A 17,978-nucleotide genomic window follows, 5' to 3' on the forward strand; every position below is an offset into this window, starting at 1 on the left:
CGCATCAGCCGGGGAGCTTCCCCGGCTGATGCGGCACTTCGCCTATCTCACGGACGAGGATCGGGACCGTCTGTTCGAGGTGGCACCCCAGGAGATCACCCCCGACAGCCCACGCCACGCGATGGCCCTCGCCCTCGGCGCGACGATCTACATGCCGGCCACCCGGCCGGACCTCGTCGCCGACTCGCATCGCGTCGCCGCAGCCGGCGCGACCTCGACGGTCTGGTGCCTCGAGGACGCGATCGAGCACGACGCCGTCGCCACCGCCGAGGCGCAGGTCGTCGCCGCGCTGTCGGCCGTGACGGCGCTGCCGGACGCCGAGCGCGCGCGACTGCCGCTGGTGTTCGTGCGCGTGCGCGACGCCGCCCAGATCCGGCGGCTGGCGGCGATGGCCGGGCCGGCACTCTCGGCGCTGACCGGATTCAGCCTCCCCAAGTCAGAGGTCCAGCGGGTCGCGGCGATGCTGGCGGCGGTCCGCGAGGTCTCGAAGGGACGGGTCCGCCCGCTCTATGCGATGCCGATCCTCGAGAGCGAGGAGATCGCCTACGTCGAGACGCGGCGCCCTGCGCTGCGCCGGCTGGCCGAGCTGTTCACGGCCTACGACGAGCACGTGTTGTGCGTGCGGGTCGGTGGCACCGACCTCTCCGGGCTGTTCGGTCTGCGCCGTGACCGCGACACGACGATCTGGGACGTCGCCGTCGTGCGCGACGTGCTCGCCGACATCCTCAACCAGTTCACCCGCAACGGCGATCGCGTCGTCACCGGCGCCGTGTGGGAGCACATCCCCGGTCCGCGCATGTTCAAGCCGCAACTGCGTGCCACGCCCTTCGACGAGCAGCACGCCTCATCGCTGCGCCGCAAGCTCATCGCCCGCGACGTCGACGGGCTCATGCGTGAGACCAACCTCGACAAGACCAACGGGATGTACGGCAAGACCGTCATCCACCCGGCGCACATCTCGGTCGTCAACAGCATGCTCACGGTCAACCGCGACGAGTACGACGACGCGCGGGAGATCGTCGCGCGCCGGGGCCGAGGTGGGGTCGCCGCGTCCGCGCACGGCCGGATGAACGAGATCGGTCCGCACTCCCACTGGGCCGAGCAGCTGCTCGCCCGCGCGGCCGTCTACGGCGTGCTCGCCGAGGACGCCGCCCTCGTCGACCTGCTCTCGCTCGGACAACGAGCCGCCAAGCGGACCTTCGACCTCGGCAAGCAGCCGGTGCGAGTGGTGTCGTGATCCCTCTCCTCGACATCGCCGTGCGTGCCGACGACCCCCGGGACCTCGACGAGCTGGCGGGCTTCGCGCTGCGGGACAATCCGCGGCGGGCCCACCTGATCGTCTCGCGCATCCTCGGCAAGCACATCCCGGTCGCGCCGTCCCTCGTCCTCGACGGTGCTCGCCGCCTGGCCGACGCCGTGACGTCCGCCATTGGTCCCGGCGATCTGGGCGACCGCGGCCAGGTGGGTGAGGTGCTCGTGGTCGGCTTCTGCGAGACGGCCACCGGGCTCGGGCACGCCGTGGCCGACCGGCTCGAGGCGTCGTACCTCCACTCGACGAGGCGGCCCGTCGCCGGCATCCCGATCGCCGTCAGCTTCGAGGAGGAGCACTCGCACGCGGTCTCCCACCACCTGCAGCCCGGGCCCACGGTGTCGTTGGCGGGGGAGGGGCCGCTGGTGCTCGTCGACGACGAGCTGACCACGGGACGCACCGCGCTCAACACGATCGCGGCGTTGCAGGAGCGCTTCCCGCGCCCGTCCTATGTCATCGCCGCCCTCATCGACGCGCGGACGCCGGAGCAGCGCGCCCAGTTCGAGGAGCGGGCAGCGACCCTCGGCGTGCCCGTGACCGTCGCGTCCGTCCTCGAGATCGCTGTGGAGCTGCCGGCCGATGTCCTCGACCGGGCCGCGGCCGCTCGCGCCGCGCTGGCGCCCGCCGCTCCCGCGCCCGGCGGCGAGCCGGGGGAGGTGCGCGTGCACCATCCGATCTGGCCCGCCTCGCTGGCCGCGACCGCGCGCACGGGCATGTCCTCCCTCGACTCCGCAGCACTGCGCTCGGAGGCAGCGCGGATCGCGGGCGGCCTGGCCGAGACCGTCGCCGAACATCCCGGCCCGGTGCTGGTGGTCGGCACCGAGGAGCTCATGCACCTGCCGGTGCTCGTGGCCGACGCACTCGCCGACGCCGTCCCGGCGGCGGACGTCACGGTGCAGTCCACGACCCGCTCGCCCGTGCACGCGGCGGACCAGCCGGGCTACGCCATCCGGCGCACGGTCACCTTCGACGCCCCCGACGAGCCCGGTCGGCCGTCACGTCTGCACAACCTGGTCGACCCCGCGGCGATCCCGCCTGCGGGCTCGGAGTGGGCCGACCTGAGACACCGCCACATCGTCGTCGTCGCCGACGTGCCCGCCGAGAGCTGCGCCGGCCTCGCCGAGGCGCTGCGCCCCTTCGCTGAGGTCGTGCACGTCGTCCCGGTCGCGACGCGACAGCCCTTCGGCTCCTACGAGCCGGCCGACGTGACCTGGTTGCTCAGCGATCTCTCCGACGTCGAGCTCGAGCGCAGCACCGAGGACCGCGAGGAGGCCATCCAGAGCGGCACGCACTACTCGGAGATGCTGCCGATCGAGTTCCAGCCCGACGCCGCCTACCTCCAGCTCTTCCACACCGCCCTCGCCGAGTCGGCCGACCGGCTGGCGACCGCGGTCGGGGTCGTCGGCGAGCTGCTGCTCGCCCGCCACCGGGCTCTCGGCGTCGAGCCGGTGCTGGTCTCGCTGGCCCGGGCCGGCACACCGATCGGTGTGCTGATGCGTCGCTACCTGCGCGAGGTCCACGGCCTCGACAGCCCGCACCACACGATCTCGATCATCCGGGGTCGAGGCATCGACGAGGTCGCCCTGGCACACGTGCTCGAGCGGCACCCGGCGGCGGCCGTCGCCTTCGTCGACGGCTGGACCGGCAAGGGGGCCATCCAGCGGCAGCTCACCGCCGCGGTCGCGGCCTGGCGTGCCGACCACCCCGAGCACCAGCTCCTCGACGACGAGCTCGTCGTGCTGGCCGACCCCGGCGGGTGCACGACCCTGCACGGCACGCGCGACGACTTCCTGATCCCGTCCGCCTGCCTGAACTCGACGGTGTCCGGACTCGTCTCCCGCACCGTTCACCGCACCGACCTGATCGGTCCGGGCATGTTCCACGGCGCGAAGTTCTATGCCGAGCTCGCCGGCCAGGACGTGTCGCGGCTGTTCGTCGACACGGTCGCCTCCCGCTTCGCCGACATGGCCCCGGCCATCAGGTCCGGCCTCGAGGCGCCGGCCGCCGACCGGTCCGTCACCTGGGCGGGTTGGCGCGCCATCGAGGAGGTGGCGGCGTCCTACGGCATCGACGACATCAACCTCGTCAAGCCGGGAGTCGGGGAGACCACCCGCGTGCTGCTGCGTCGGGTGCCCTGGCAGATCCTGGTGCGTCCCGACCGCTCGGTCGACCTGCCGCACGTGCTGGCGCTCGCCGAGGCGCGCGAGGTGCCGGTCGTGCCCGTCGACGACCTGCCCTACTCCTGCGTCGGACTGATCAGGCAGGTGCGCTGATGCTCGTTGCGCTCGACCTCGACCGCACGCTGATCTATTCGCGCACGTCCATGGGTCCCGTGCCCGACGACCTCGGCCTCCGCATCGTCGAGTGGTACGACGGAGCGCCGCTGTCGCACGTGACCGACCGGGCCTGGGCGCTGCTCGGCGAGCTGATGACCGTCGCCGACGTGGTGCCGGTCACGACGAGGAGCCCGGCACAGCTGGCGAGGGTGGGTCTGCCCCGCGTGCCCGGGCACGCGATCTGCGCGAACGGTGCGGTGCTGCTCGTCGACGGCGAGCCGGATCCGGAGTGGCAGCGGGCCACCCTCCGGGCGGTCGCGGGCGCCGATCCGCTCGCTGACGTGCGACCGCTGCTCGAGGCCGTGGCCGACGAGCCCTGGGTGCGGCTGGTCCGCGACGTCGAGGACGTCTTCTGCTACCTCGTGGCGGAGTCGCGCGAGCAGATCCCGCTGGACTGGGTCGCCGAGGTCGCGGCGTCGGCGGCGCTCGGAGGGTGGGGACTGTCGCTGCAGGGCCGCAAGGTCTACCTGGTGCCGGACGCGCTCTCCAAGGGCGCGGGGCTGCAACGGCTGGCGGAGCGGCTCGACCCGACCCCGGTGACGCTGGCGGCCGGCGACAGCCTGCTGGACGCCCCGCTGCTGCTCGCCGCCGATCATGCGATCCGCCCGGCGCACGGCGAGCTGCACGACCTGGACTGGAGCGCGCCCGGCGTCGGGGTGACCGCGCGCTCCGGCATCCTGGCGGGGGAGGACGTGCTGGACTGGGCCCTGGCTCGTGTCCATGCGCGTCGCGACGTCAGTGGCCTCGCGCCGTCCTGATCATCGCGTCGATGGCGGCCTCGATGGAGGCGGCCTCGGTGAGCACCCCGCCCCAGTCGGGCCGGATGCCGGTCGTGGCGGATGCGAGCGCGTCGGTGCGACCGGCGAGGTTGTCGAGGGTGAAGGCATAGCGGGCACCGTTGTTGCCGGGGAGGCCGGCGACGAAGCGACGGGCGTCCACGAGGCGACGGCGCAGCTCGCCGAGCAGGGTCCCGGGGTCGGCGGAGACCCGGTCGAGGCGCTCGAGGAGGTCGATGGCCGTGCGCAGCACCTGCTCTGCCTCGCCGAGCGAGGTCCGCACGTCGGCCAGCACCGCGCTGGCCGCCGGCACGTCGAGGGGTCGTTGCGCGAGCAGCGCCTCCAGCCGGGGGAGTCCCTCGTCGACCTCGCGCAGGTCGCGGGCCACGATCTGGTCGGCCTTCTCCACGTGCCGCCAGGCGCTGAGGGTGTAGCCACGTCGCAGGCGACTCATCACGTCGGGCAACCGCCCCTGCTGGGTGGCGAGTGCAGCGCGTCGGGTGCGGACCGAGAGCAGTCCGTTGCGCACGCGCGTGGCGTCGCCGCCGAGGTCCTGGACCCGCTCGGCGGCGTTCTCGGCGGCCTCGCGCGCCTCGGTGGCCCGCACGTGGGCCTCGGCCCAGCGCCGATCGGCCGCCGATTGCCGGGCCTGGCCCAGCAGCGTGGTCGCACGGTTGTGGGCGGCGAGGGCAGCCGGGTCGGCGAGGCCGCCCGAGCCTGCGTCGGCGAGTCCGCGACCGGAGGTGCGCTGCAGGTCCTCGACCGTCGCGATCAGGCCGGGCACCTCGTCCCGCAGCGCCGCTGCAGCAGCGAGCGCGGACGCGTGCCGGGCGCGGAACTGCTCGACCTGCGGCAGCTGGTCGCGCAGGCGCGCCGCCACCTCCGCCAGGTCGGTGGCAAAGCGGCGTGCGACGTCCTCCTCGTGGTCCACGCCCGGGTCGAACGCCGCGTCGAGCTCATAGAACCGCAGCGCCGGGATGCCGGTCTGCACCGAGAGCCGGTCCCAGTCCTGCGAGAGCGGAGTCGTGAAGCCGGTGACGGGCAGGCCGGCGCGGTGCGCCGCCGCGGCGGCGTCGATCGCGCTGAGCTCGACGAGGTCGACCTCGAGGGACTCCAGGTGCACCATCGCCTGTTGGGCGTCGGCCTGGGCCTCGCGGGCCGCGCGCAGGGCCAGGTCGCGTGAGCGTCGCCACCACCGAGGTGCCGAGCCCTCGGGCCCACCGGCGCCGCTCGCCGTCATCGTCCGCCCCGTCCTGAGTCGTCTCTCACGTGTCCCGTCACGTGCAGGTCACAGGTTAGTGGGGCCGGTGGAGCGGGTGGTGTCCACCACGAGGTCGGCGCGGTCCCGGCTGTGCTGGCGCAGCTCGTGGACCTGCTCGGCCTCCAGCCAGTCCTCCCACTGCTCCCGCAGTGCGTCGCCGTCGCGGGCCAGGCCGCGGGTCAGCCGCACGTCGCGGTCGGCCTCCAGCCAGACGCGGTAGGTGATCAGGTCGTCGTACGACGACGCGGCGGAGCCGACGCCCTCGAGCACCAGCAGCGGGCCGGGTGCGACCGTCCGGGTCTCGGCCCACCCGTCGTCGTACCAGTCCCAGCGGCGCCACCGGCCCGGCCTGTCGTCGGCGAGCGGCAGCAGGAGCCGCCCGATCGAGGCGGGCAGTCCGGGCAGCCCGCCCCAGCCCTCGAGCATCTCGTCGGTCGCGATGACGACCGACGTGGGAGCGAGGGCCACCACCTCTGCGGCGAGGGTCGTCTTGTCGGAGCCGGCGAGTCCGTCGATGCACAGCAGGCGACCGCTGCCCAGGGTCGCCGGACGCGCGAGGGTCGCGGCCAGGACCCGGCGGGCGAGGGCGTGGTGGTCAGAACGCGAGGCCATGTCCTCGATAGGTCGCCACCGTCTCGACCAGCTCGGAGCCCTGCACGAGATGCGCGTGCGTGCCGTGCTCGAAGAGCTCGCCCGACTTGGCGTGGCGGAACCACACGAGGTCGCCGATCGCCAGCGTCGCGGCGTTGGCGCCGGTGAGGGGTGTCTGCACCTCCCCGGCCCCCTCCAGAGCGGTGAGCCGGAGCCCAGCAGGTGCCCACGGGGTCGGTGCGCGGTCGGCGCCGGTCGGACCGGAGGCGATCAGGCCGCCGCCGTGGACGGTCACCGTCTCCGGCGTCGGCTTCCGGGTGACGGGGAGGCCGAAGAACGCCGCAGGGGTCGGGCGGAACGACGTGTAGTGGTCGAAGAGGGTCGGGCCGAGCAGGCCCGAGCCCGCGGTCACCTCGGTGACGACGGGATCGGCCGCGGAGGACTCGATCGATCCCGAGCCGCCGGCGTTCCAGAACCTCAGTCCGTCGAAGCCATCGCGCCCGGCGAGTCCGTCGAGCGCCTCGGCGATCGCGGCGCGGCGCGACACCAGCTGGGAGATCGAGCGCTCCTTGATCCGCCGCACGATCGCCGACTTCGCCCGCTGGTCCGGCACCGCGTCGGGTACGCCGGCCACCTGACCCTCGTAGGTCATCACCCCGACGAGGTGGAAGCCGGGTCGCTGGACCACGGCGCGCGCGAGACCGATGATCGCGCCGACGTCGAAGAGCGGGGAGCGGCGGGGACCCACCTGCTGACCGGCCCAGCGCAGGCCGGCGTCGATGTCGATCGCGACCTGGACGGGCACCGCGGTCGAGGCGCGCAGGGAGTCCACGACGTCGAGGTGCGCGACGTCGTCGACCATGATCGTGATCCGCGACGCCGCCCGCGGCGAGGCGACCAGGGCGCCCAGCGCAGCCCGGTCGACGCTCGGGTAGGCGACGACCACGTCGTCGCTGACGTCCTGGTCGACCAGCCACAGCGCCTCCGCGAGCGTGTAGGCCAGCGTGCCGGCGAAGCCCTCGCGGGCGAGGGCGCGGGTCACCAGCGCCGGCACCCGCAGCGACTTGGAGGCGACCCGGATCGGCGTGCCGCCGGCCCGCCGGACGAGGTCATCGGCGTTGGCGTCGAAGGCGTCGAGGTCGACGACGAGGGTGGGGGTGGGCAGGGGCTGGTCATGGCCGGCGACCGCGGCCCCGAGACGCGCCCGGAGCCGGTTGCGCTCGACCGAGGAGGACGCGGGAAGCGAGTGCTGCACGTCGCTCATGCTTCCACGGATGGGATCATCCTCCGGTGACCGCACCGCCGCCCCCGTCGACCGAGTCGGACGATCCCGGCCCCGAGCGTCCCGACGCCCGCCGGCTCCAGGGCTCGGCGTACGTCGACGACGACGGCAGCGCGGACGCCGCCCTGCGGACCGCGCTCGAGGCGTGGGGCTCGGGCGCGGGCTCCCGGCCGGCGGTGCTGGCGGCTCTCGTCGACGCCCGCCTGCTCGTCCCGGTCGTCGCGGTGCTCGGCGAGGTCGAGGTCGGCGACGACGGTCTCGCCCGCGACAAGACCAGCGACATGGCCGCCGTCCTCCTCGCCGGCGCCGACGGCCGGATGGCGTTGGTCGCGTTCACGGACCTGCCCGCGCTGGCCGCCTGGGACCCCACGGCACGCCCCGTGCCCGTGGCCGCGCCCCTGGCTGCCGCGACGGCGGTCCAGGAGGGGGCCGCGGCCCTCGTGCTCGACGTGGCCGGGCCGCACCGGTTCGTGCTCGACGGTGACGACCTGCACCGGTTCGCGGCCGGCTGGCGTCCGGTGCGCCTGGAGGACGGTGGCTGGGGCTGGCTCGGTCGCGCTGGTGATTAGGTGCCGCGGGAACACCAGCGGTAGCATCTGGCGTTGACCGATCGATCATGCCCACACCACGTGGGGATGGCAGATCCACAAGCGGGGACCAGCACCATCGTCTCCCACCCGCACGGCCGCCAGGTCGTCGGGTCCGGTCCATGGAGAGTCCCGCCCCCGCCGTACGCCGGCGGGGGACCACGGGGCTCGTGACTGGCTTCCGCTTGCACCAGCGGGAGCCTTTTCTCATTTGCAGCCCAGGTTGCAGCCGAATGCCTCCCGACCGAACGAGTTTGGAGGACACATCAGCACCGAGCTGCGCATCAACGAGCGGATCCGGGTTCCCGAGGTCCGACTCGTGGGACCCAACGGCGAGACCGTCGGCATCGTCCCCACCGACCAGGCCCTCAAGCTCGCGCAGGAGGCCGACCTGGACCTGGTGGAGATCGCCCCGATGGGGAAGCCCCCTGTCTGCAAGCTCATGGACTACGGGAAGTTCAAGTACGAGAACGCCCAGAAGGCCCGTGAAGCGCGACGGAACCAGACCAACGTCATCATCAAGGAGATGAAGCTCCGGCCGAAGATCGACGCGCACGACTACGAGACCAAGAAGGGTCACGTCGTTCGCTTCCTCAAGGCCGGCGACAAGGTCAAGATCACGATCATGTTCCGCGGCCGCGAGCAGCACCGCCCCGAGCTGGGCTACCGGCTGCTGCAGAAGCTGGCGGAGGACGTCACGGAGCTGGGCTTCGTGGAGTCCAACCCCAAGCAGGACGGCCGCAACATGACCATGGTCATCGGTCCCCACAAGAAGAAGGCCGAGGCGAAGGCCGAGGTGAAGGCCGCGAAGGTGGAGGCCGCCGCCGAGCGGGCCGCCGAGCAGGCCGCCGAGCACGCCGAGCGGACCTCGGTGCAGCCGTCGACCACCAAGAAGGCCAAGCGCGCCAACGAGGCGCTCGACCCCGACATCGATCTGTAAGGAGACTCAGATGCCGAAGAACAAGACCCACTCCGGTGCGAGCAAGCGGTTCAAGGTGACCGGCAGCGGCAAGATCCTGCGGGAGAAGGCCGGCAAGCGCCACAACCTCGAGAAGAAGGCCTCCAAGGTCACCCGTCGCCTCACCGGCACGGTCGAGGTCGCCAAGAACGACGTCCCCCGCGCGAAGAAGATGCTCGGCCTCTGAGGCCCGCGGCGCACTGAGCTAGAAACACAAGGAGTCAAGAGATGGCACGCGTCAAGCGCGCAGTGAACGCGGCGAAGAAGCGTCGTACGACCCTCGACCGGGCCAGCGGCTACCGCGGCCAGCGGTCGCGGCTCTACCGCAAGGCCAAGGAGCAGGTCACCCACTCCCTGGTCTACAACTACAACGACCGCAAGAAGAACAAGGGCAACTTCCGTCGCCTGTGGATCCAGCGGATCAACGCGGCCGCCCGCGCCGAGGGTCTGACCTACAACCGGTTCATCCAGGGCCTCAACCTGGCCGGCATCGAGGTCGACCGCAAGATCCTCGCCGACCTCGCCGTCAACGACCCGGCCGCGTTCTCGGCGATCGTGGCGCAGGCGAAGGCCGCGCTGCCCGAGGACGTCAACGCGCCTCGCGAGGCCGACAAGGTCGACGCCTGAGCATGACTCCCCTGACCGCGGGCAACACCCGCGTCAAGGAAGCTCGCAAGTTGCACCGCCGTCCGGAGCGATCCGGGCGGCGGTGTTTCCTTGCCGACGGTCCGAAGGCCGTCGAGGGCGCCCTCGCGGCGGTGCTCGACTCGGGGGAGACCTGCGTCGTGGAGGTCTTCGCGACCCCCGTCGCCGCCCAGGAGTACGCCGACCTGCTCGGCACCGCCGACGTGACGCTGGTCGACGACCGGGCCATGTCCGGGCTCAGCGACAGCGTCAACCCGGCCGGCGTGGTCGCCGTGTGCCGGTTCCTCGACCGCGACCTGCCCGCCACGCCCCGGCTGGTCACGATCTGCGCGGACGTGCGCGATCCCGGCAACGCCGGGACGGTGATCCGCACGACCGACGCTGCGGGCGGCGACGGGGTGGTGCTCGCCGGTGACGCCGTCGACGCCTACAACCCCAAGACGGTCCGGGCGACGGTCGGCAGTCTCTTCCACCTCCCGGTCCTGACCGAGCGCGCCCCGGCCGCCGCCGTCCGCTCCGCCCAGGCTGCGGGGCTGACCGTCCTCGCCGCCGACGGCAGGGGAGAGGTCGACCTCTTCGCCGCCGACGAGCTGCTGGCCCGGCCCACGGCCTGGCTGTTCGGCAACGAGGCCTGGGGCCTGCCCGACGAGCTGGCGGCGCTGGCCGACCACCGGGTCCGGATCCCGATCCTCGGACGCGCCGAGTCGCTCAACCTCGCCACCGCCGCGTCGGTCTGCCTCTATGCCAGTGCACGCGCCCTGCGCACGTCATGATGGAGTCGTGACCGCGCCCGACGCCCTCGACCTCCTGCCCGACGGCGCGGTCGTCTCCGGCGCCGACCAGCGGGTCATCGCCATCAACCCCCTCGCCGCCCGGATGCTGGGCACCGATCCGCTCGATGCACTCGGCAGGTCGCTGGGCGAGGTGCTCGCCCTCACCGACCACGACGGACAGTCGTGGATGCTCGTCAACACGCCGTTCGAGGGCCTCCGAACCCGCACGGGCATCCCCGAGCAGAGCTGGCTCCTCCCCGACGGCACCGAGGTCCTCGTGACCGCGCGCCTGCATCGCCCCGAGCGGGCCGGGCCGGTCACGCAGGTCGCCGTCTCGTTGCGCTCCGGGCGCGGCCGGGCCCGCCTCGACCGGGACCGCTCCGACCTCGTCGCCACACTGGCCCACGAGCTGCGGTCGCCGCTCACCGGGGTCAAGGGCTTCGTCAACGCCCTCCTCGCCCGCTGGGACAAGCTCAGCGACGAGCAGAAGAAGCTGATGCTCACGACCGCGAGCGTCGACGCCGACCGGCTGAGCCGCCTCATCGCCGAGCTCCTCGACGTCGCCCGCATCGACACCGGTCGACTGCAGCTCCACCGCCGCCCCACGGACCTCGGCCTGAAGGCCGAGCGTGTCCAGCAGTCGATCGCGGTGGCGACCTCCACGCCGGTCGAGCTGGCCATCGACCCCGACCTGCCCAAGATCGACGCCGACCCCGACAAGGTCGTCCAGGTGCTCACCAATGTGGTCGAGAACGCCGTGCGGCACGGCAGCGGGCCCGTGTGCGTCCACGTCGGACGGTGGAGCGAGGACCCGTCGTACCTCGCGGTGACGGTGAGCGACGAGGGCGAGGGGATCCCCGAGAGCCTGCGGCAGCGGGTGTTCGCGAAGTTCTGGACCGGTGGGTCCGGCGGCGGGTCCGGGCTCGGCCTCTACATCGTGGCGGGCCTGGTGCGCGCCCACGGCGGGACCGTGGTCATCGGCGACCGCGACGGCGGCGGCGCACAGGTCGTGACCACCTGGCCGGTGGTCGATGCCTGATGTCGGTGGCTGATCGCACAATGAGGGGATGACCTTCGCCGCCCTGTCCGACCCTGCCGCCGTCCTGCGCACCTACCTGGGCCGGGCCCGGGAAGCGCTGCTCTGGAAGCTCGACGGACTGGGGGAGCGGGCGGTCCGCCTGCCCCGCACACCTACCGGCACCAGCCTGCTCGGCATCGTGCTCCACTGCGCCAACGTGGAGATCGGCTACTTCGGCCCCACCTTCGGGCGCAGCTGGCCCGACCCCGGCCACCCGGCCCTCATCCCCGAGGATGCCTATGACGCCGATCCGCAGGCCGACTGGACAGTCCCCGCTGAGCTCGAGACCGCCGAACTGGTCGCCTTCCACCGCCGCGTCGCCGCCTTCGCCGACGCCGCCTTCGACGAGCTCCCGCTGGACACCGTCGGTCGGGTGCCGTGGTGGCCCGAGGACCGCGCGGAGGCCAGCCTGCACGAGATCGCGGTCCACGTGATGACCGACCTGCACCGCCACGCAGGCCACGCCGACATCCTCCGCGAGGGCATCGACGGAGCGGCCGGACTGAGCATCGCCTTCCCCAACCTTCCCGACGCATCCGGCCGGTCGTCGTACCTCGCCCGGCTGACGGCGATCGCCGAGCAGTTCCCTGACCCCGCCTCCCGCTGATACCGGTTCGCGGGGACGGGCCCGCCCTTCCTAGACTTGCTCCGATATGTCTGGCCCCAACACTGACTACGACCCCGTGGAGGTCGCCGCCGTGAGCCCTGCCGAGGTGGAGGCCGCGCGCGACGCCGCCCTTGCTGCGATCGCCGCTGCCGCGGACCTGGAGCAGCTCAAGGCGGTGCGCTCCGACCACGCGGGTGATCGCTCGCCGCTGGCCCTCGCCAACCGCGAGATCGGCGCGCTCCCGCCGCAGGCGCGCAAGGAGGCCGGCCAGCGCGTCGGCCAGGCCCGCGGTGCCGTCAACCAGGCGCTCGCCGCCCGGAGCGCCGAGCTCGAGGTCGAGCACGAGGCCAGGATCCTCGTCGAGGAGTCCGTCGACGTCACGCTCCCGACCGACCGTGACCCGGTCGGCGCCCGCCACCCCCTGACGACCGGTGCCGAGCTGATCGCCGACATCTTCGTCGCGATGGGCTGGGAGGTCGCCGAGGGGCCGGTCATCGAGGCGGAGTGGCTCAACTTCGATGCCCTCAACCTGGGTCCCGACCACCCGGCGCGGACGATGCAGGACACGTTCTGGACGGACCCCGCCGACGATCACGTCGTGCTGCGCACGCACACCAGCCCGGTGCAGGCGCGCACGATGCTGACGCGCACGCCGCCCATCTACGTCGTGTGCCCGGGCCGGGTCTTCCGCACGGACGAGTACGACGCCACGCACTCCCCGATGTTCCACCAGGTCGAGGGCCTCGCCATCGACGAGGGCATCTCCATGGCGCATCTCAAGGGCACGCTCGACCACTTCGCGAGCCAGATGTTCGGCGAGGGCATCACGACACGGTTCCGGCCGTCGTACTTCCCCTTCACCGAGCCGTCCGCCGAGGTCGACCTGGTCTGCTTCGTCTGCAGAGGTGTCGACTCCGATGCCTGCCGCACCTGTCGTGGCGAGGGGTGGATCGAGTGGGGCGGCTGCGGCATCGTCAACCCGCGCGTGCTGCAGGCCTGCGGCGTCGACTCGAGCCGCTACTCCGGCTTCGCCTTCGGCATGGGCATCGACCGGACGCTGATGTTCCGCCACGGACTCGAGGACCTGCGGACCCTGTTCGAGGGTGACGTCCGCTTCACCACCGCATTCGGAAGCGAGCTCTGAACCGATGAAGGCCCCTGTCTCCTGGATCCGGGAGCTCGTCGACCTGCCCGAGACCGTCACCACCGAGGTGCTGACCGACCGGCTCACCGCGCTCGGCCTCAAGCTCGAGGGCATCGAGGCCGCCGGCGCCGACATCGAGGGCCCCTTGGTCATCGGCCGCGTCCTGACCCAGGACAAGGAGCCGCAGAAGAACGGCAAGGTCATCAATTGGTGTCGCGTCGACATCGGGGCCGCCGGTGAGCTCGTGGAGGGCTACGACCCGGCGGAGGGCCAGGGGATCGTCTGCGGTGCCCACAACTTCGGTCCGGGCGACAAGGTCGTCGTGATCCTGCCGGGTGGGGTCTTGCCCGGAGACTTCCGGATCTCCGCACGCAAGACCTACGGCCACGTCTCGGCCGGCATGATCTGCTCGGCCTCCGAGCTCGGTCTCCCCGAGGACGGCAGCGACGGGATCATCGTCGTGCCCGAGGACGGTCCCGAGCCCGGCACCGACGCCCGCGAGTTCCTCGGCTTCGGCGATGAGGTCATCGAGTTCGAGATCAATCCCGACCGCGCCTACGCGCTGTCGCTGCGGGGCGTGGCCCGGGAGGCGGCCCTCGGGTTCGGCGTGCCTTTCACCGACCCGGCCGACCGCGCGGTCCCCGAGGTCGACGGCAAGGCCTGGGAGGTCGTCGTCGACGACCCCACCGGCTGCCCCGTGTTCGCCGCGCGGCTGGTGAGCGGCTTCGACCCGAGCGCCCCGACGCCCGAGCACATCAAGCGTCGCGTCGAGCAGGCCGGCATGCGCTCGATCTCGCTCGCGGTCGACGTGACCAACTACGTCATGCTCGAGCTCGGCCAGCCCACCCACGGCTACGACGCCGACAAGGTCGCGGGCAGCCTGGGTGTCCGTCGCGCCCGCGCCGGTGAGCGGATCACGACCCTCGACGACGCCGTCCGCGACCTGTCGCCCGGCAACGACGGGGACCTGGTCATCACCGACGACTCCGGCCCGATCGGCCTCGCCGGCGTGATGGGCGGCGCCACCACCGAGATCTCCGGGACCACCACCCGGATCCTCGTCGAGGCGGCCCACTGGGACCCGGTCTCGATGTTCCGCACCGGCAAGCGCCACAAGTTGAGCTCCGAGGCCGGCAAGCGCAACGAGCGCGGGGTCGACCCGCTGCTGCCGGCCGGCGCGGCCGACCGGGTGGTCGAGCTGCTCGTCGAGCACGGCGGCGCCACCGCCGAGCCCGGCTTCACCCTCGTCGGCACGGCGCCCCCGCAGCCGACCGTCACGATCGCGACCGACCTCCCGGCGCAGCTCAGCGGCATCGAGATCTCCGCGATGACCGCGGTCGAGCACCTGCGCGCCATCGGCGCCACGGTCGCCGAGCACGAGGACGGCGTCGTCGGCGTCACGCCGCCGAGCTGGCGGCCCGACATCACCGACCCGCACGACCTCGTCGAGGAGGTCGTGCGCATCGTCGGCTACGACCAGGTCCCGAGTCTCCTTCCGCGCCGGGCGACCGGTCGCGGTCTGACCCGCCTCCAGCGTCTGCGTCGACGTGTCGGACGCAGCCTCGCCGGAGCCGGGCTCGTCGAGGTCGTCAGCTTCCCGTTCGTGGGCGAGGCCACCTTCGATCGGCTGGGCCTGACCGCCGACGACCCCCGGCGCGCCACCGTCCCGCTGGCCAACCCGCTGTCGAGCGAGGAGCCGGCCTACACCACGACGCTGCTGCCCGGCCTCCTCGAGGCGGCGGGCCGCAACATCGGCCGGGGTGCACCCGGCGTCGCCCTCTTCGAGACCGCAACGGTCGCGTTCCCGTCGGACAACGGCCCGGCCCCGATCTACGGCGTCCACACCCGACCGACCGAGGCAGAGGTCGACAAGCTGATCGAGGCGCTCCCGGTGCAGCCGCAGCACCTGGCCGTCGTACTGGCGGGGGAGCGGCAGCGCTCCGGCTGGTGGGGCGCCGGTGCCGACGCCGCGTGGTCGGACGCGCTGGCCGTCGTCCGCCGCCTGGCGACGGAGCTCGGTGTCGAGCTCCGGGTCACGGCCACCCACCGGATGCCGTGGCACCCTGGGCGCTGCGCGCTGCTCAGCATCGACGAGGTCGAGATCGGCTGCGCCGGCGAGCTGCACCCCAAGGTCTGCAAGTCGTTCGGGCTCCCGGCCCGTGCCGCTGCCATCGAGCTGGACCTCGACGCCCTCCTCGCGGCGACCCCGACGGTCGCGGCCGGGCCGCAGTTCTCGACGATGCCGCTCGCCAAGGAGGACGTGGCGCTGGTCGTCGACGCCTCCGTGACGGCCGCCGACGTCGAAGCCGCGCTGCGGGACGGCGCGGGGCCGCTGCTGGAGTCGGTGCGGCTCTTCGACGCCTACACGGGCGCGCAGGTGGGTGAGGGCAAGAAGTCCCTGGCCTTCGCGCTGCGCTTCCGCGCCCCGGACCGCACTCTCACCGAGGGGGAGGCGGGCGCGGCACGCGACGCCGCCGTCGCGGAGGCTGCTTCCCGCACGGGGGCTGTGCAGCGGTGACCGAGGATCGGGGGCGCGAGCTGGGCGCGCCCGCGGCTGGTCATGCCGGCTTCCGTCCCGACATCGAGGGCCTGCGGGCGATCGCCGTCGGCTCGGTGCTGCTCTACCACGCCGGCCTGGCGTGGATTCCGGGCGGCTTCGCCGGCGTCGACATCTTCTTCGTCATCTCCGGATTCCTGATCACCTCCCTGATGGTGCGCGAGGTCGAGCGCTCCGGTCGGTTGCGACTGGGAGCGTTCTGGGCCCGCCGCGCCCGCCGACTCCTCCCGGCGAGCACCCTGGTCCTCGCGTTCAGCGCTCTGGTGACACTGCTGTGGCTGCCGGTGGCGGAGCGCAAGGCCTTCGGCGGTGACATCGTCGCCGCGGCCGGCTACGTCGTGAACTGGCGACTCGGCTACCGCGAGGTCGACTACCTCGCCGAGGACGTCGGCGCCTCGCCGGTCCAGCACTACTGGTCGCTCGCGGTCGAGGAGCAGTTCTACGTCGTCTGGCCGCTGGTCATGGCGCTCGTGGTCGTCCTCGTGGCGTCGCGGCTGCGACGTCGCGCCCTGTTCCTGGTCGCGCTCGTGGCGACGGTGGCGTCGTTCGCGTGGAGCCTGCACTACTCCGACGCCTGGCCGGGCCTGGCCTTCTTCGTCTCGACGACCCGTGCGTGGGAGCTCGGGGTGGGCGCGCTCCTGGCCATCGCGGCGCCGTACCTCGCGCGACGACTGCCCGCGGCGGCCCGCGCCCTGCTGGGCGTGCTCGGCCTCGCCGCGATCGTGACCGTGATGCTCGCCTATGACACGTCGTGGGCCTGGCCGTCGACCGGCACCCTGCTCCCCGTGCTCGGCGCGGCCGCGCTGATCCTCGCGGGCGGTGACACCGGCCGCGGTGCAGGCGTCACCTGGTTGCTGGGCATCCGTCCCGCGGTCTGGGTCGGCGCGCTGTCCTACTCGCTCTACCTGTGGCACTGGCCGTTGCTCGTGGCCGCCGAGGGGATCTGGGGCGACGACCTGCGCGTGCGCCACACGCTGCTCGTCGTCCTCTTCTCGGTGGTGCCCGCATGGCTCTCCTACCGCTACGTCGAGAACCCGATCCGCACCAGTGGGGCCTGGGCTCCGACCGGCCGTGCGCTCTGGCTGGGTCTCGGCACCACCCTCGTGTCGATCGGCACGGGCATCGCTGTCATCGTCAGCTTCGGCTGGGTGGACACGGCGCGTCTGGCGAGCGCCGACGAGGCGCCGGGCGCCGTCGTGCTCCTCGACCGCTCGGACACCACGGACTGGGCCGGCGTCGAGTCGGTCGACGCGATGCGTCCCTCGCCCCTCGACACCGACGAGCCGCCGGTCTACGACACTCGCGAGTGCATCCCTGAGCCGTTCGACCTCCGCAACTCCTCCTGCGAGTTCGGTGATCTCGACAGCGACCGCACCGTCGTCCTGGTCGGCGACTCCAAGGCGGCGCAGTGGTTCTCGCCGGTCGAGCAGATCGCCGAGGAGTCGGGATGGCGGATGGTGTTCATCGCCAAGGGTGCCTGCGAGTTCGCCGACGTGGTCCGTCCGATCGACGGACAGGCCAACGAGGCGTGTGACGACTGGAGCCAGTGGGCGCTCGACGAGGTGCTCGCCGAGGACCCGGACGTGGTCGTCACTGTCACTCGATGGGGACAGGCGTTGCGCCCCGGGGATGACCTGTCGACCGGTCAGACTCGCGAGGCGATGGTCGACGGTCTGGTGGCGCACTGGAACGCCGTGATCGACGATGGCGCCCTGCTGGTGCCACTCATCGACACGCCGGGCCCGCGTGGCGGCAAGATGCCCGAGTGCGTCCAGGAGCACCTCGAGCAGCTGACCGACTGCGTCTACCGGCTCGACGAGGTCCTCGACCTCTCGGGCGCCCCGGCCCAGCGTGCGGCGCTCGAGCAGGTACCGCAGGCCCGGCCGATCGACCTCACCGAGTTCGTCTGCCCCGACGGCGTGCTGTGCCCGCCGGTCATCGGCAACGTGCTGGTCTATCGTTCGGGCACGCACCTGTCCGACACCTACGCCACGACGCTGGCGCCGGTGCTGTCCGACCGCCTGTTCGCCGTCACCGAGGGCGCCCTGGGCGAACCGCTGGAACCGTGACCCCA

Annotated in this window: 16 protein-coding genes; 13 read left to right on the forward strand and 3 right to left on the reverse strand. The window is 72.6% G+C overall.

Going from position 1 to position 17,978, the window contains the following annotated elements:
* The first annotated feature begins 28 nt into the window (after positions 1 to 28).
* From E9934_RS03615 to E9934_RS03625, 3 genes are read left to right on the forward strand one after another with little or no spacing between them, the layout of a single operon-like run.
* On the forward strand, positions 29 to 1,237 hold the full coding sequence (locus E9934_RS03615; protein WP_136561414.1) for an HpcH/HpaI aldolase/citrate lyase family protein: 1,209 nt from the start codon (positions 29 to 31) through the stop codon (positions 1,235 to 1,237).
* Positions 1,234 to 3,582 carry a phosphoribosyltransferase domain-containing protein gene (locus E9934_RS03620; RefSeq protein WP_202977165.1) on the forward strand — a complete coding sequence of 783 codons (2,349 nt, stop codon included), beginning with the start codon at positions 1,234 to 1,236 and terminating at the stop codon, positions 3,580 to 3,582. Before E9934_RS03615 ends, E9934_RS03620 begins: the two co-directional genes overlap by 4 nt.
* Complete coding sequence (locus tag E9934_RS03625; protein ID WP_136561415.1) at positions 3,582 to 4,403, forward strand: HAD family hydrolase; 822 nt, start codon at positions 3,582 to 3,584, stop codon at positions 4,401 to 4,403. Before E9934_RS03620 ends, E9934_RS03625 begins: the two co-directional genes overlap by 1 nt.
* On the opposite strand, the gene E9934_RS03630 is transcribed toward E9934_RS03625, so the two are convergent.
* The 3 genes from E9934_RS03630 to E9934_RS03640 are packed head-to-tail and all read right to left on the reverse strand — an operon-like array spanning position 4,381 to position 7,537.
* Positions 4,381 to 5,661, reverse strand: coding sequence for a hypothetical protein (locus E9934_RS03630; protein ID WP_136561416.1), 1,281 nt, complete (start codon positions 5,659 to 5,661; stop codon positions 4,381 to 4,383). The two genes, E9934_RS03625 and E9934_RS03630, sit on opposite strands and share 23 nt — an antisense overlap.
* Before the next feature lie 48 nt (positions 5,662 to 5,709).
* Complete coding sequence (locus E9934_RS03635) at positions 5,710 to 6,294, reverse strand: nucleoside/nucleotide kinase family protein (protein WP_136561417.1); 585 nt, start codon at positions 6,292 to 6,294, stop codon at positions 5,710 to 5,712.
* The gene (locus tag E9934_RS03640) at positions 6,278 to 7,537 is read right to left on the reverse strand and encodes an amino acid deaminase/aldolase (RefSeq protein ID WP_136561418.1); all 1,260 of its coding nucleotides are present in this window, start codon (positions 7,535 to 7,537) and stop codon (positions 6,278 to 6,280) included. Before E9934_RS03640 ends, E9934_RS03635 begins: the two co-directional genes overlap by 17 nt.
* A gap of 26 nt (positions 7,538 to 7,563) precedes the next feature.
* Between E9934_RS03640 and E9934_RS03645 the strand changes: the two genes are divergently transcribed.
* From E9934_RS03645 to E9934_RS03690, 10 genes are all read left to right on the forward strand, one after another.
* Positions 7,564 to 8,124 carry an SseB family protein gene (locus tag E9934_RS03645; RefSeq protein ID WP_136561419.1) on the forward strand — a complete coding sequence of 187 codons (561 nt, stop codon included), beginning with the start codon at positions 7,564 to 7,566 and terminating at the stop codon, positions 8,122 to 8,124.
* Positions 8,125 to 8,461: 337 nt separating this feature from the next.
* A complete protein-coding gene (infC, locus tag E9934_RS03650; RefSeq protein ID WP_379190606.1) occupies positions 8,462 to 9,082 on the forward strand; it encodes a translation initiation factor IF-3 in 621 nt (206 codons plus the stop codon).
* Between the two features lie 10 nt (positions 9,083 to 9,092).
* Positions 9,093 to 9,287, forward strand: a complete 195-nt coding sequence (gene rpmI / locus E9934_RS03655) for a 50S ribosomal protein L35 (RefSeq protein ID WP_028654205.1) — start codon at positions 9,093 to 9,095, stop codon at positions 9,285 to 9,287.
* Between the two features lie 41 nt (positions 9,288 to 9,328).
* A complete protein-coding gene (gene rplT / locus E9934_RS03660) occupies positions 9,329 to 9,727 on the forward strand; it encodes a 50S ribosomal protein L20 (RefSeq protein ID WP_136561420.1) in 399 nt (132 codons plus the stop codon).
* Between the two features lie 2 nt (positions 9,728 to 9,729).
* Entirely contained in the window at positions 9,730 to 10,518 is a 789-nt protein-coding gene (locus tag E9934_RS03665) for a TrmH family RNA methyltransferase (protein ID WP_136561421.1), read from the forward strand.
* 7 nt (positions 10,519 to 10,525) lie between these two features.
* On the forward strand, positions 10,526 to 11,557 hold the full coding sequence (locus E9934_RS03670; RefSeq protein ID WP_238694735.1) for a sensor histidine kinase: 1,032 nt from the start codon (positions 10,526 to 10,528) through the stop codon (positions 11,555 to 11,557).
* Positions 11,558 to 11,585: 28 nt separating this feature from the next.
* Positions 11,586 to 12,203: a DinB family protein gene (locus tag E9934_RS03675; RefSeq protein ID WP_136561423.1), complete on the forward strand. Its 618-nt coding sequence runs from the start codon at positions 11,586 to 11,588 to the stop codon at positions 12,201 to 12,203.
* A 46-nt stretch (positions 12,204 to 12,249) separates the two neighbouring features.
* On the forward strand, positions 12,250 to 13,347 hold the full coding sequence (gene pheS, locus E9934_RS03680; protein ID WP_136561424.1) for a phenylalanine--tRNA ligase subunit alpha: 1,098 nt from the start codon (positions 12,250 to 12,252) through the stop codon (positions 13,345 to 13,347).
* A gap of 4 nt (positions 13,348 to 13,351) precedes the next feature.
* Positions 13,352 to 15,865: a phenylalanine--tRNA ligase subunit beta gene (pheT, locus tag E9934_RS03685; protein WP_136561425.1), complete on the forward strand. Its 2,514-nt coding sequence runs from the start codon at positions 13,352 to 13,354 to the stop codon at positions 15,863 to 15,865.
* Positions 15,862 to 17,973, forward strand: a complete 2,112-nt coding sequence (locus tag E9934_RS03690; protein WP_136561426.1) for an acyltransferase family protein — start codon at positions 15,862 to 15,864, stop codon at positions 17,971 to 17,973. Before pheT ends, E9934_RS03690 begins: the two co-directional genes overlap by 4 nt.
* Positions 17,974 to 17,978: the final 5 nt, after the last annotated feature.

It is taken from the genome of Nocardioides caeni (genome assembly GCF_004912195.1).
Classification (GTDB): Bacteria; Actinomycetota; Actinomycetes; order Propionibacteriales; family Nocardioidaceae; genus Nocardioides; species Nocardioides caeni.